Raw genomic sequence first — 14,500 nt, 5'->3', positions numbered from 1 at the left:
GTTATCCTCATGAAAAGACTATTTCTTTTTGCTATAACGTCCATTTTTGTCTTCGCGACCTCGTGTTCAAGTTTTGTAAAGGACATGAATGTGGACCCGAATAATGTGACCGATGCGCCGGCGGATATGATGCTCACAGGTGCCCAGGTGGCCTCCATTAACTTCAATGGATCCAGGATCGCGATCATTTCCAATATGTGGTCGGGTTACATGACAGGGATTCAAAGGCAGTACCTGAATTATCAAAATTACCAGTACACGGCGGTGGAAACCGACGATGCCTGGACTTACATTTATAACCAAACCTACATTCAGCTCGAAAAGGCGATCGGCAAATACAGGGAGGCGGACAACCAGCGCGGTATCGGCATTGCAAGAGTGGTTCAGGCATATGTAATAGGTTCGGGAGCAGCGCTTTATGGTGATATCCCATTCTCTCAGTTTGGTAATCCGCAGCAATTTCCCAATCCTGTTTTCGATCCGCAGGCGAGTGTGTATGCCGGTGTTCAAAAGCTGCTCGATGAAGGAATTGTGGCTCTGGAATCCGGAAAAGGTGCGGTGACAAACAAAGCCGACATTTTCTTTAATGGCGATGCTGCCAAATGGATTGCAGTGGCGCATACATTGAAAGCGAGGCTTTATATGGAAACCAGGGAGTACGATAAGGCTTACAATGAAGCATTGAAAGGCATTGCGAGTACCGCCGGTTCTTTGCTGAGTCCGCACACGGCAACTGCTGGGACGCGCAACCGGTATTATCTGCATAATGTGGAAGAACGTGCGGGCGATTTGAGCGCCAGAAATGCTTATCTGACAACCATTCTTGATCCCGCTTCGAAAACATACCGGGGTAATCCGAAAACGGATGAAACTGCGCGGTTTAATTTTTACTATGTCAATTTGGGTACCAAAGGCATCACCGGCGAAATTGAGCCCAATTATCTTTCCGTGGCGCGCGGCGATTCTTTGAATGGGGTCATTGCGATGAATGCGTCTTCCCCGATGGTCACCTATGAAGAAAACCTGCTGACCCTGGCGGAGGCTGCGGCAAGAAAGCCTGACTTTACTTTGGCATTAACGCACCTGAATAAGTTCCGCGAGTTTATGAGCTCGGGCGGCTACATGGACCCTACTTACCGGTCGAGATACAGCCTTAAATACGATGCTTATACAGAGGCAGATTTCGCCGCAGGCGGGATTGCAAACCCGACGAATCCTGATAAAACACGGGCGCTTCTGGAAGAAATACTGGAAGAACGGTACGTCACTTTTTTTGTCCGGCTGATCGGTTTTAATGATATCAGAAGAACGCGCAAAGAAGGGATCGGCATTAAGCTCACGCCTTCCACGGGCAACCGGCTGCCTGAAAGGTTCTTTTACGGGCAAAATGAGATCAATTCGAATGCAAGCACCCCCAATCCTTTGCCTGACTTGTTCGAGCCCACTGCGGTCAATAAATAAGTAGATCAACTGGTTGATAGTAAGATAGAAAACTGAATAATGATGCATAAACAACGACTATATCCATTGATACCAATGTTCCGATTTTATCTAGCAGCTATCGTTTTTCTGCTGTTTTACGGAAGCTCTGCCAGTGGCGAAACCATAATTCGCAAGGCCAAAGCTACGCTGACGCCGGTGGAAATGAACAAGGAGGATACGCTGAAATTTACCCTCCGCAATGGCGAAACCCGGACGATGGTATTGAAGAAAATATCGTCGGATATCATCATTACTAACCTGGGAAAGCTCAGGGAAGATCAGCCGGGAGGCGCGACACTTTACCATTTTACCTGTCAGGTTTTGATAGACGGGCATCTGATGAAAATGGAGCGTTATGTAGGGTCTCAGGAAAGCTTTTATGAACCTTATGTGATCAACGGAATGCGGATCTGGTTTGACGGGGTGAACACGATCGGGCAGATCATTAAGGACGAGCACGGCGGGAAAAGCAGCGAATCGGTGCCGCACAAACACGCGCGTTTTGCGGTGACTGATATGACAAGCCGCATTGCTCCGTCCAGACTATACACGATGTTTCCCAGCAGTGAAAATTTCCTTCGCATTTCGAACAGCTACAATGGAGACGATTGCTGGATGGGCGCCTACAACGGATTTGAGCTGCACGGAGGATTGGATCTGAACATTCCGGCAGGAACACCGCACTTTACGCCGTTTCCGATCGATGATCATTACTTTGTTTTCAGCCTGGAAAAGGGCGACAATAACAACCGGTGGCGGGGCACTCATACCTGGGCAAACGGCGATCAATGGAGCATTCAGAATCACCACATGCTCAACCTGCGCATTCCGGAACATACGCCTATTGGCGCAGGCGTGTATTATTCGGACGGGTCGGGTGTGCATGTAGGGAATAACAACCATTCGCATTTCGTGTTTCGGGTCAAAACAAAGGAAGAGGAAACCGAGATTCTGCTCGATCCGTGGATTTTGTTCTGGCAGACTTTTGAAGATAACCGAGAGCGGGCCGGTGAAACCAAAGCGATCATCGGTCCGCTACGCCCGGGGAAGACAGGGGTCGGGGTTTCGTTCAATGGTGAAAAATCGCGGAACGAATACAAAATTACTGGTCGCGAGCTGCTCTACTACTGGAGTTTCGGCGACGGCGGCATTGCAATCGAGAAGAATCCGAAACATGTTTTTGTAAATCCGGGCATTTATCCGGTAACACTTTTGGTAGACGACGGCGTTACCCGCAACAGCTTTACGCAGCATATTACAATCGACGGTCAGAATGCTAATTCTGTGTCAAAAGCTGCACTCGCTTTGGCTTGCAGTGAAGAACCTTCGTTCCGCATCAGGCCGGCGCATGTGATGGATGTGTATGCATTGGAAAGGAAGTTTATTCCAAATTCACTTCACTTTCTCGCCCGACCAACCAGGCCGCAGCCCAATGCAAAAACGGTGGCACTGGTGAATTTTGGAACGGGCGAATTAGCTAAAATCAATGCGCCAAAGATTGAGTATTTGAGCGGAAAAGGCTGGCTGGATCTGCAAACGGAAGGAAAGGGGAATGAGCAGAAATTGAAGGTCTCCGTCGATGCGACTAGACTTCCTACCGGCGTTTATAACGCGCGTATTCGTGTAGAGGCTCCGGGCAGCGCCAATGCAGTGCAGTATCTGATGGTAAATCTGACGATCCCAACTTATCCTCCGGCGCACAATGAAACCGGAAACCTCAAACGCGAGATCGTCGATAATGCGGACGTGCGCGAAAACCGGTTTTACAGCACGCCTTACTTTTGGGTTGCGCCGCAGTTTAAAAGATGGAAGGAAAAGGGAGTCGGTGATTTGTATCTGACCAATGGCGGCCGGGCCACGGAAGACGAATTTGTGAGATTCCGACCCGATCTTGCGGCAGGTACTTACGAGCTTTTGTTCTCAGAGCAAACGCCTTTTGACCCGCAACTTAGAGCGACTGTAAATGGGGATAAGTATCCGGTCGATGGTAAGCTGAACGCGGTAACGAGGTTTAAAGTGAAAGTTCATTCCAAAAAGGGCGAACAGGAAATCTGGGTAAAACCGACGGAATCACTTTCCATTGGAAAATTTGAGTTCCTGGAAGGAATGGACGGTTATGTGGATATTCTGAGCGAAGGTTCGGAAGGCCAGGTGCTCGTTGATGCGGTTATTTTTAAGAGAGTTCAGGAATAGGAGGTAAGATTAACTATTGATATAAATGAAAGAACATTTGATCTATATAGCTGCACTGGTTTTGATGTGCAGCAATGCAAGCTTTTCACAAAAACAAAAGACACAATCTGCGGACGTGATCATCTACGGCGGAACTTCTGCGGCGATCACTGCTGCAATGCAGGTTAGCAAGTCGGGAAAAACGGTGCTGGTTGTTTCGCCCGACAAGCACATAGGCGGACTTTCTGCAAGCGGACTGGGTTTCACGGACACGGGCGATAAGTCAGTAATCGGCGGGCTGGCGAGGGAGTTTTACCACCGGTTGTACCTGCATTACGACAAGCCGGAAGCATGGAAATGGCAGAAAAAGGAGGAATATGGTAACAAAGGTCAGGGTACACCTGCGATGGACGGAACCGAACGTACGATGTGGATATTTGAACCGCACGCGGCGGAGCAGGTTTTTGAGGATTTTGTTAAAGAAAATAACATTCAGATCTACCGTGACGAGTGGCTCGACCGGCAAAAAGGTGTGGAGAAAGAAAACGGCAAAATCGTTTCAATCAAAACACTTTCAGGCAAAACTTTCAAAGGTAAAATGTTCATTGACGCGACCTACGAAGGCGATTTGATGGCTGCCGCAGGTGTGAAATACCACGTCGGTCGCGAGGCAAATAGTGTTTACAATGAGAAATGGAACGGTGTACAGGCGGGCGTTTTTCACCATAGACATCACTTCCAAAAGAATATCAGTCCATACAAAGTGGAGGGCGACACTAAAAGCGGTTTGCTGCCTTATATAAGTGATGAAAAGATTGCGGAAAATGGTTCGGGCGACAATAAAATACAGGCTTACTGCTTCCGGATATGCCTGTCTGCAAATCCCGATAATCGTATTCCATTTACCAAACCAGCAGGTTACGATCCTGCCAATTACGAACTGCTCGCAAGGGTTTACAAGGCGGGCTGGACAGAAACATTTGATAAATATGATCCTATTCCCAATAAGAAAACGGATACCAACAACCACGGTCCATTCAGCACCGATTTCATTGGTCAGAACTATGATTACCCAGAAGCCAACTACGAAAGGAGGAAGGAGATCATCAGGGCGCATGAATTGTATGAGAAAGGTCTGATGTATTTCTTGTCCAATGACCCGCAAGTTCCAGCCGATGTACGCAAAGAGATGAGTAAGTGGGGGTTACCCAAGGATGAATTCAAAGATAATGGCGGCTGGCCGCACCAGATCTACGTGCGTGAAGCTAGAAGAATGATCGGCGAAAGTGTAATGACCGAAAACCACACGCTTGGCCTGGAACCGGTTAGCCAACCGATTGGAATGGGTTCTTATGCATTGGATTCGCACCATGCACAGCGTTATGTTAAAGAAGATGGATTTGTGCAGAATGAAGGTGATATCGGTGTGCATCCCAAGAAGCCTTACAGCATTTCCTATACTTCTATCATTCCCAAAAGGGCAGAGTGCCAAAACCTGTTGGTTCCGGTTTGCCTTTCCAGCTCGCACATTGCTTACGGATCCATTCGAATGGAGCCGGTTTTCATGATTTTAGGAGAGAGTGCAGCTTCCGCTGCGGTGCAGGCGATTGATGCCAAAGTGGCTGTGCAGGATCTGGACTATGCAAAATTGAAAGCGCAGCTCTTGAAAGACAAACAGAAGTTAGAGCTTTAAGTCCGTTGCGTTTTTCCCTGTGAAATGATATGATACGCCAAGGATGTTCAATTTTAGGGCAGTTTATTCCCATTAGTAATTGCTTTATCTTTAACCGGATTGGTCATAGCACCCAGTTTTAATATTAATAACGGATTGGGTTGTCGGGAATACTGCATGTAAGGCTCACAGAAGGTATCAATACTGTCTATTTAATATCCAGAAGATTTTTCCAATTACCGCCTGATTGCCTGCAACCGACCATTTCTAGTAGTGGGCACTCCTGTTTTTTTTTCAATTAACTTGGTTGGCGTAAGGCCAAATGTTTTTTTTAAATATGAATGAGAAGTGCGACACGTTTTCAAAACCGACTTCTAGATAAACTTCCGAAGGCCGCATCTCCCTTTTTGAGATCAGATAATGTGCTTGCTCGAAACGCTTGCAACCATATAGACGTCATTACTGCCTTATTCTTCAAAGAAACTGGTAATCGTAAAAAGCTAAGAAAATTCGTTTTTGCTCTTATAACGGATTGTATGTTAAATGACGAATCTAAGAACAAAATGTCTAACTTGAGGGTAAAAGGATATTAAAACTACAACGGAGCTTATGTGGAGTGATAAAACATGGTATGGTTTAATCGCAATCGTCTATTGTCTTCTGGTATTAGCACATTTATGGCCATATCTAAGCCAGGCATGGATAGCGTACAGTGAAAAAAAGTCAATTCGGCAAGTGCCCAGGCCGGCTACAAACACGCGTCTTACAGGTAGCCTAGCATTCATAAGTGGTGTAATGTGGCTCTGGTTATATTTTAGGCAGTAGCCTAAGTGTATACAACTGGGGGGGCGCTGGACTACTTTCGCTCCTGCCTGCCGGCGCATATTCTTGACAAACTAGATTTTTCTTCCCTCCGGCAGCTTCCGGACACATACGTTTCAAAGGAGCTGCAAAAATCTATTTCGGATATTGTCTGCGGCATTCTCGAGCGGCGACACATTGTAGACACCGCCGATGAACGCCACGCCCGAAGCTCCGCCGCCGACCGGCTTAGTATAAAGGTAGATGCGTTTGTCAAACTTTTGGTCCGACACCTGCCTGCTGGCCAGGATCGTCAACATGGCATGCACGTCGTGTGCGTTGGCGTAAGGATTCGGCTCGGTGTCTTTGAAAATCCGGATGCTCGTGACCATCATCCGGAAGTTTGCCTCCCGCTCAAAAAATTTCGAACATTTTTCGACATTACCGATCACCGTCTGGATAATCGCCGCGGTGTCACGTTCGTATTTCACATAAGTATCCGAATCAATCTCCACCGCAACGCGGCATATTCTTTTTTCTCCTGCGGCAGTGCGCGCGTTTTACCTGGCCATGATGGCCGGCAGCTGACTCATCATCTGCCATTTGCGGCGGTGCGTCGGCATCCCGGGTGCCGCACAAAACCGGTTTTTCCTGCCCAAACGCCATTTGGCAGCAAAAAAAAAGCATTACAAGCAGCCGGAGGCCGTAGGATGTAAAGTTGAAATTCATAATCATGCAGGTGGGATTGTTCAGGGGATATCCGGTAGGCCGGAATTATCCAGGTAGACACAATTTAAGGCCACCTGCGTTGCGATGAAATAAAAGGAACTTTGCAACTATTTAATCTGATGCGCCAGTCCTATTACGATAAGGCTTATTATTGAGCATTGGGACAAAATTATCATAGTATCTGTATGAAGCTCACACTCACAGACAGCTGATTTCTAGCAGAATACTGCTAAGGTCTGCCTGTTGTTTGGAGGGAAATGAATTTGCTTACCGCCTGATTAACTTCCTGATGCCGTTCAACAAATCCCATATGCCCTGCTGGCTGTAACAGCAGTAGCTTTGAACCAGTTATGCTTTGGTTCATTATAAGGCTCGCTTCGGGCTTGGTCAAACGATCTTTGTTTGCGCCAATGATAAGCGTAGGAACTTGAATTTGGGAAAGGATGTCAGTAGCATCGTAGTCGAACATGGCAAGAACGCCCCTACCTGTAACTGCCGGAGGTGCCATTGCAGCAAGTCGACTGGCGAAATCCAGCTGCTTACCTGTCTGGGTCCCCGCAAATGTGAGAAACCGGGTCATGATCAACATATTGCCATTGAAGTAGCTCATCCACCTGCTTAGCCACAGCAACGGAGAAAGTGCAACCATAAGCCAGCAGATCGGCTTTAAAACCGGATTTTGTATTGTTGTCAACAATTTGCTCAGGATTGATGTTTTGGTAGGGTTGGTGAATGTGGTGTGTTCTAAAATGATCCCTTTAATATTGGGCAACTTATGCTTGTATGTTTTGCAAAAAGTCAAGATCGTCATTCCGCCCATGCTATGTCCCCATAAAATCGGGTCTTTTGCGCCAGATCTTTCTATCACCGCATCCAGGTCGGCAGCTAGCTTATTCAGACTAAAATCTTTATTATCGGCGCGTTTGGATCTGCCCAAACCGGGGTGGTCCATCAGCACTAGGTGGTAGTTACTGGCAAAATATTCTTTTTGATAATACCACTGCATGCTGTTTGAATTCCAGCCATGGATAAAGACAATGGTCTGCTTGCCTTTTACTCCACCTTGTTCGATGTTGATGATACTTCCGTCAGGTCTTGGTAGTTTTATTTGATCCTTCAGGCGTTCGGCCTTAGGCTCGTCGACTCCCTTGATACTTTTGCTCAACAGGATGCGGATCAAACCCTTGCCGAATATCATAAAAACCATTAACGCAAGCGCTGCAATCAAACACCGCTGGGCGTAATCATGATCCCCGATGATATCCTTATGTATATACCACTGACGGCCTAAATAGACTTCAAGGCCCAAGAATGCAATGGTAGAGAGGTTAGTAAGCAGTAAGGCGAGCAGTAATATAGGCATACAGCAATTAGTTTAGGGGTAGAATTGGATAGGGGATCTATAAAAGGCTATGACTGCCCTGTGAAATGCGGACGATCATAGCCTTATGAAGTTTTTAGTTACATCAGCTCTGTTTCACCACCATGTAACTGCTGAACTTGATAGGTTCTCCATTCGGAGGTTATTGCATTGCGGTCAGGGATTGACTTAGGAGTAACACCGATGATAATGCCACCTTCTTTGACACTGTTTTCATAGTGCTCGGCATGTTCTTTCGGTATACCCGAGCCTACAAGCGCCCCGATGATACCACCCGTCAGCCCCCCAGCGCCAGCACCTGTGAGTGCTGCCAGCACTGGGCCCGCAACAACAAGGCCAAGACCCGGTAGAGCAACAACAGTACCGATGGCTGCAAGTGCTCCAATGATAGCGCCAGCTGTACCGCCGATAGCAGAACCTACGCCAGCTTTCTCCAAAGATTTATTTCCTAGGTCGCTGTCATGGTCACTGTCAACAAAATGCGCCTTTTTAGTCTCATCAGACATGATTACGGTAATCTCATCTGAACTGTACCCGCGGCTAATCAAAGAGTCATAGGCACGGTCTGCATCTTCTCTTGTTTTAAAAGCTCCGGTAATTGGGCCAGCAGTGTAAGCGGCGTTGGTTAAATCAGACATAATCAAATGAATTGGTTAATAAATATGAATTTCGATCTATGACTAATATCGTTCCAATGCTACTTTTTAAAGTTTATCAATATGTTATTAAATGAGATGGTTTGAGTTGATCCATAATTTAATCATTCATTGGTCAACTTATTTCTGGACAAGACAGTTTAATGTTGATCAATCGGCATAAACAATTCAATTTGCCACACCCCACATAATCCGTTCTTTTATCCGACATATTATTTAATTGTTATCTGTTAGCAGTATTTTATTGTTCTTTTCGGCTATTTCAATATTTTTGGAAGGTCTAAATCCAATGCAAATTGAATAGGAAACCATTACCCGATCAGGCAGATTTGCTGACAAGGGTGAGCTGCGGGGATGAAATCGCCTATAAGCAGCTTTACAAGCAATATTCCACCGCCATTTACAGGGTCGCCTACCGGTATCTGCATTCTGCCGACCAGGCAGAGGATGTTGTGCAGGAGATTTTTCTTGCCCTCTGGAATAAGCGGGCCGATTTCAGGGAGATCCGGGCCATAGAGAGTTACCTCTTTTTTATGACCAAAAACCTTTGTTTGAAATACATTAAAGACCTGGCGAGGGAATCAACAGCTCAGCTTGCATTTGCCGAAAGTCAGGATACGGAAGGCGTTGACACGACTGAATATTATCAGGAGCTCCTCGCAAAAGCCCTGCAACAGCTTCCGCCGCAGCAAAAACGTGTTATTGAACTGGCTAAGATCCAGGGATTGAGCCATGAAATGGTAGCGGGAATACTGAACCTATCGGCAAGTACGGTCAACAATCACATTACAGCCGCGCTCAAATCCATTAAACTGCGCCTGCAACAATACACCATTGGATTAGTTTACCTGATTTCAATGCTACTTGATTAATTTTTTTTAAAAAAATATCTCCGCCACTAGTTACTCCTTTCGTTTTTGCTCTCTTATACATAAACCGGGTTGTGCGCCATGTCCTTTGCATGGAACTGGCAGCAATCCAGCGAGAATTTCATGAATAGATTTGAGACTTTACTGGAACGTCACCTGAATCAGACTGCTTCAAAAAGCGAAACAGCTGAATTGTTCCGGCTCATTAACACCGGCGAATATGATGATATTCTGGAAATGAATATGCTGCAAAGCCTTCAAGATGAAATGCTTTCTATTCCATCTCAGGAAGAAAAAGAGCGGATGGCTGGCATTTACAACCGAAGATTAAGCGGCACTGTCGGTGAGCAGAAAGTCAAAGTGATTAGTATGCAAAGCTGGCTTGCAGCAGCTGCTGTGGTTGCAGGTGTTCTTTTTGGAACCTGGTGGTTTTTGATTGTTCGTTCAGGTAACCAACCGCTTGGTGCGCGGAACGAAGTCAAAACCGTTCCAGCGGCTGACGCGCACCTTGCCAGCTTTACGGATAAGCAGCTCATACGTCTACCGGATGGAAGTATGGTTTTGCTCAATAATGGAAGTCAACTCACTTATAATCCAGATAATTTTGGGAAAAGTGCGCGGGAGGTGACACTTACCGGAGAGGGCTTTTTTGATGTAAAGCATGATCCTGCCCAGCCATTCATAGTGTATACAGGGAAGGTTAAAACGACGGTCCTCGGTACGGCTTTTAACATTTCAGCGTCGGCCGGCACGCAGCAGGTGAAGGTAACGGTAACAAGAGGCAAGGTAAAGGTGGGTGATGAAGAAAGGACATTTGACGTGATAACGCCTGACCAGCAGATCGTTGTGAACACCCTGACCAGCGATTTTACCAAAGAAAACGTGAATGCAAACGTGGCTGCGGGCTGGAAAGATCAATTCATCATTCTGGATAATGTGACCATGCAGGAAGCAGTGTCAGTCATTGCTCAAAGGTTCCATACGAAGCTAACGCTGATGAACGAAAATCTTGAAAAATGCCACGTCAGCGCGTCATTCCTGAACGGGGAGAGTTTAGAGCATATACTTAAAGTGATTACGGCTGTCAATCAGATATCATACACCTTCCAACCCGACGGGTCCGTGGTTTTAGAGGGAGGAAACACTTGCCAGTAAACCGGATGATGCCCATTTAAACATGACGTATATGAATGATAGTTAGACAAGTCAACTGCAGTCCGTAAAGGCTGTAAAAGCAAAAGATCCACCCGGATTGCGGCCGGATGGATCAGGGTGCTTGTAAAACCGTGTTCCAATCTTAAAAGCAATGCAAAGTATGAAATTTTTTATTACTGAACCCAAGGGTTTGGGAAGGGCAGGGTTACGCGCTCTTTTTCAAAACCGTAATCTGCCATTTCTGATGCGGGCGAGTTTTTGTTATCTGTTTCTGTTATTGATGAGCATTGGGCTGCTGCTGGCAAAACCCGCGAGCAGCCAAAAGCTGGAAGACATACGTGTTACGCTGGAATTGCGCAATGAAAAACTCAAATCGTTGTTTCAAAAAATAGAAAAGCAAACCCAGCTGAATTTCGCCTACAACGAGTATGATATCAGTTCGTACAAATCAGTAAGCCTACCCAAAGGAAGTTATAAAGTGAGCGAAGCGCTGGACTTTACATTAAAGGGACTGCCATTTGGCTACAAACAAATGGATAAAAGTGTCATCATTTACCGCATTCAGCGTAAACAGGAAAGCGGTTCTGCTGAAAGCCCGGCCGGAGAGAAGCAGGCCGCTATGTTCAAAATTTCAGGCAAGGTCACATCCGCTTCCGGCAGTGGAATTCCGGGTGTTAATGTTGTTTTAAAAGGTACAAACGTCGGCACACCAACCGACGTGGAAGGCAACTATACGCTGGATCTGCCCGAGGCGTCGGGTACGCTTGTATTTTCTTACATTGGCTACGTATCGCAAGAAATTCCGGTTCAGGCGCAGTCTGTCTTGAATGTGGTGTTGCAGGAAAACAAGCAGGTTCTGGACGAAGTGGTCGTTGTAGGATACGGCACCCAAAAAAAGGGCAGCATGACAGGCGCGGTGGGCACGATAAAAAGGGAAAACCTGGTCAGAAGGCCCGTTTCCAATATCCAGCAGGCTTTACAGGGCCAGTTGCCCGGTCTTACCATCGTGGATAACGGAGGTGCACCTGGCAAGTCTAACACGACCGTGCGGGTGCGGGGCGTTACTACTTTGAGCGACAACAATCCACTGGTGATTGTCGACGGAATCGAGCAACGGCTGGCCGATATCAATCCCAATGACATTGAATCCATTTCCGTTTTGAAAGATGCTTCGTCAGCGGCAATTTATGGTTCTCGGGCGGCGAATGGGGTTATTCTGGTTACTACCATTCAAGGCAGATCAGGGAAGTTAGCGGTCAACTATCACGGTTATTATGCTTTGCAACAGGCCAATAACAAGCCGGCGCACATGGACCTGGAATCTTTTATGCGGATGCTGAATGTCGGCGCGATCAATGCGGGCGTGACGCCGAAGTATACGGAAGAATACATTCAGCAATATGTAAATGCCACCGACCGGCTCAAATATCCGCTGCCCAACACCTGGTTCAACACACTGTACAGTGTGGCGCCTCAGCAGAATCATTCATTGTCGATCAGCGGAGGAAGTGAGGGAGTAAAATCGCGGCTGAGCCTGCGTCATCAGAATCAGGACGCCATTGTTCCAAATTCAGGCTCAAAGATCAATGAGATCCGGCTCAATACAGATTTTAAATTGTCCTCCAAAATCACCTTAAATACAGACATTAACTACCGGTACACCTATTTTACCTCGCTGGTAAATGACAACAATCGCTACGAGAATATCTACAACCGCATGTTCCATTCCAGTCAGTGGGCGGTGCCGAAATATCCTGACGGAACTTACGGACTGAGTGCGCAGGGGCATAATCCGTTAATGTATGCCGAGATAGCGGGCGTTTCCAAAACCAACGACGATTACATCGTCGGAAACTTCAAAGGCAATTGGTCCATTACCAAAGATCTGATGTTTTCGACCCAGTTTGCGGCACGTTTTAACAATACGATGACAAAATCTTTCGCCAACAAATACGAGGTGCGGGATTATTACAACAAGGATATTATCAAGAAAAATGTCCTGATGAACTCGCTGAACGAGGACAGGATCTTTTCGCGCGAAATCACTTTAAACAATCTGCTGACGTACTCGAAAGAGTTTGGAGGGCATGAATTGAGCATTCTGGCAGGTTACTCGCAGATCAGCAATGTTGGAAATAATGTAAATGCATTTCGTCAGAACTTTTATAACAATAATATTCAGTCGATCAGCCAGGGTGCCAACGATAATACCAAAAACAATGGTGGCACCGATTATCAATGGGGTCTGCGCTCGTTTTTTGGCCGGATCAATTATGCCTATCAAAACAAATATCTTCTGGAAGTCAACAGCCGGTACGATGGATCGTCGCGGTTTATGGAAAACAGGCGTTATGGTTATTTTCCGTCCATGTCGCTCGGCTGGCGGGTTTCCAACGAAAAGTTCTGGGAGAAGCTCGGGAACTATGTGAATGATCTCAAAATCAGGGGTTCATGGGGTGGAACCGGCAACCAGGCCGTGGCGCTTTACAGTTATTTCCCAACGCTCAGTCTTGTCAATTATACGTTCGACGGAGCGCCGGCATCTGGTTACGCGCAGCTTAACCTAGCCGATCCGGACCTTACATGGGAAACGACGACGCAGACTAATATTGGCCTCGACGCACAGCTTTTCAGCAATAAAGTTTCGGTTACTGTGGATTATTACAGAAAGCGGACTGACAAAATCCTGCTCGTGCTACCCGTGCCCGCCACACTTGGCTTAAACCCGTCTGCGCGCAATGCAGGTGTGGTTGATAATAATGGCTGGGAATTCTCGGCGGGCATGCAAAACAAATGGGACCAGTTTGCTCTGGATGTAAATGCCAATTTGAATATTAATAAAAATAAGGTTGTGAGCCTGGCAGGAACAGGCCCGTACATCAGTTCTGATGAAACAGACCCGATTTTTATCATCGGTGAAGGGTATCCGATTAACTCGCATTGGGGATACGAAACAGACGGATTGTTTCAGACCGCAGACGAAATCGCCAACTATCCGACGCTTGTAGCGGGGACAAAACCTGGCGATGTTAAATATGTAGACAGGAATGGAGACGGTATTATCAATCCCAGTGACCGAAAATATCTGGGCAACAGTTTTCCAAAATACACGTTCGGGACTTCTCTGAACCTGTCCTACAAAAGCCTTTCGCTCGACATACTGTTTCAGGGAGCGGCGCAGGTAAAAACGCGCCTGGCCGGTGCACTGGCTGAAATGGGGAACAACGAAGGTTTTACCCACGCCATTTATACCAACAATTACTGGACGCCCGAACATCGCGATGCGCGCTTTCCGCGCCCACTGAAATCGGATCTCAGAAACCTTTCTTCGTCCGACCGGATGATGATCAACGGATCATACCTGCGGGTGAAAAACATTCAGCTGGTTTACCAATTGCCTACCAAGCTGACCCAAAGGGCATTTATCCAGCGTATGAACGTCTATGTTTCGGGCACAAACCTGCTTACTTTCTCTAAGCTGAATGAATGGAACCTTGATCCGGAAACCGTTTCGGGGCGTGGCGCCATTTACCCTCAGACTGCGCTTTACACGCTGGGCGTTAATCTATCCTTTTAATATAGA

10 protein-coding genes are annotated in these 14,500 nt (G+C 46.7%); 6 read left to right on the top strand and 4 right to left on the bottom strand.

Annotated features, from left to right (window positions below; genetic code table 11):
* Positions 1–9: 9 nt before the first annotated feature.
* The 3 genes from G395_RS0105695 (at position 10) to G395_RS0105685 (ending at position 5,347) form a co-directional block, all read left to right on the top strand.
* Positions 10–1,461: a SusD/RagB family nutrient-binding outer membrane lipoprotein gene (locus G395_RS0105695; protein WP_026629176.1), complete on the top strand. Its 1,452-nt coding sequence runs from the start codon at positions 10–12 to the stop codon at positions 1,459–1,461.
* Positions 1,462–1,536: 75 nt separating this feature from the next.
* On the top strand, positions 1,537–3,675 hold the full coding sequence (locus G395_RS0105690; protein WP_026629175.1) for a PKD domain-containing protein: 2,139 nt from the start codon (positions 1,537–1,539) through the stop codon (positions 3,673–3,675).
* A 64-nt stretch (positions 3,676–3,739) separates the two neighbouring features.
* Positions 3,740–5,347: an FAD-dependent oxidoreductase gene (locus tag G395_RS0105685; RefSeq protein ID WP_374754372.1), complete on the top strand. Its 1,608-nt coding sequence runs from the start codon at positions 3,740–3,742 to the stop codon at positions 5,345–5,347.
* 917 nt (positions 5,348–6,264) lie between these two features.
* Here the strand turns inward: G395_RS0105685 and G395_RS0105675 are convergent.
* The 4 genes from G395_RS0105675 to G395_RS28705 form a co-directional block, all read right to left on the bottom strand.
* On the bottom strand, positions 6,265–6,618 hold the full coding sequence (locus tag G395_RS0105675) for a hypothetical protein (RefSeq protein ID WP_229203999.1): 354 nt from the start codon (positions 6,616–6,618) through the stop codon (positions 6,265–6,267).
* A gap of 13 nt (positions 6,619–6,631) precedes the next feature.
* A complete protein-coding gene (locus tag G395_RS31990) occupies positions 6,632–6,856 on the bottom strand; it encodes a hypothetical protein (RefSeq protein WP_157486569.1) in 225 nt (74 codons plus the stop codon).
* Between the two features lie 229 nt (positions 6,857–7,085).
* Positions 7,086–8,219 (bottom strand): alpha/beta fold hydrolase, encoded by a 1,134-nt coding sequence (locus G395_RS0105665; RefSeq protein WP_026629170.1) that lies wholly within the window; start codon positions 8,217–8,219, stop codon positions 7,086–7,088.
* Positions 8,220–8,317: 98 nt separating this feature from the next.
* Positions 8,318–8,875: a hypothetical protein gene (locus G395_RS28705; protein ID WP_051350020.1), complete on the bottom strand. Its 558-nt coding sequence runs from the start codon at positions 8,873–8,875 to the stop codon at positions 8,318–8,320.
* A 314-nt stretch (positions 8,876–9,189) separates the two neighbouring features.
* On the opposite strand from G395_RS28705, the gene G395_RS0105655 reads away from it, so the two are divergent.
* The 3 genes from G395_RS0105655 (at position 9,190) to G395_RS0105645 (ending at position 14,494) form a co-directional block, all read left to right on the top strand.
* Positions 9,190–9,765 carry an RNA polymerase sigma factor gene (locus tag G395_RS0105655; protein WP_026629169.1) on the top strand — a complete coding sequence of 192 codons (576 nt, stop codon included), beginning with the start codon at positions 9,190–9,192 and terminating at the stop codon, positions 9,763–9,765.
* A 78-nt stretch (positions 9,766–9,843) separates the two neighbouring features.
* On the top strand, positions 9,844–10,917 hold the full coding sequence (locus G395_RS30995; RefSeq protein ID WP_051350019.1) for a FecR family protein: 1,074 nt from the start codon (positions 9,844–9,846) through the stop codon (positions 10,915–10,917).
* Positions 10,918–11,077: 160 nt separating this feature from the next.
* Positions 11,078–14,494: a TonB-dependent receptor gene (locus tag G395_RS0105645; RefSeq protein ID WP_169720005.1), complete on the top strand. Its 3,417-nt coding sequence runs from the start codon at positions 11,078–11,080 to the stop codon at positions 14,492–14,494.
* Positions 14,495–14,500: the final 6 nt, after the last annotated feature.

This window comes from Dyadobacter alkalitolerans DSM 23607, assembly GCF_000428845.1.
Taxonomy (GTDB): Bacteria; Bacteroidota; Bacteroidia; order Cytophagales; family Spirosomataceae; genus Dyadobacter; species Dyadobacter alkalitolerans.
Note: the sequence above shows the minus strand (reverse complement) of the source record. Positions and strands in the feature narration are given on the sequence as shown.

Coding starts and splice junctions, on each gene's coding strand:
- G395_RS0105690 (WP_026629175.1), top strand. CDS start 1,537: ATGTTCCGATTTTATCTAGCAGCTATCGTTTTTCTGCTGTTTTACGGA.
- G395_RS0105685 (WP_374754372.1), top strand. CDS start 3,740: ATGTGCAGCAATGCAAGCTTTTCACAAAAACAAAAGACACAATCTGCG.
- G395_RS28705 (WP_051350020.1), bottom strand. CDS start 8,875: ATGTCTGATTTAACCAACGCCGCTTACACTGCTGGCCCAATTACCGGA.
- G395_RS0105665 (WP_026629170.1), bottom strand. CDS start 8,219: ATGCCTATATTACTGCTCGCCTTACTGCTTACTAACCTCTCTACCATT.
- G395_RS0105695 (WP_026629176.1), top strand. CDS start 10: ATGAAAAGACTATTTCTTTTTGCTATAACGTCCATTTTTGTCTTCGCG.
- G395_RS0105645 (WP_169720005.1), top strand. CDS start 11,078: ATGAAATTTTTTATTACTGAACCCAAGGGTTTGGGAAGGGCAGGGTTA.
- G395_RS30995 (WP_051350019.1), top strand. CDS start 9,844: ATGTCCTTTGCATGGAACTGGCAGCAATCCAGCGAGAATTTCATGAAT.
- G395_RS31990 (WP_157486569.1), bottom strand. CDS start 6,856: ATGAATTTCAACTTTACATCCTACGGCCTCCGGCTGCTTGTAATGCTT.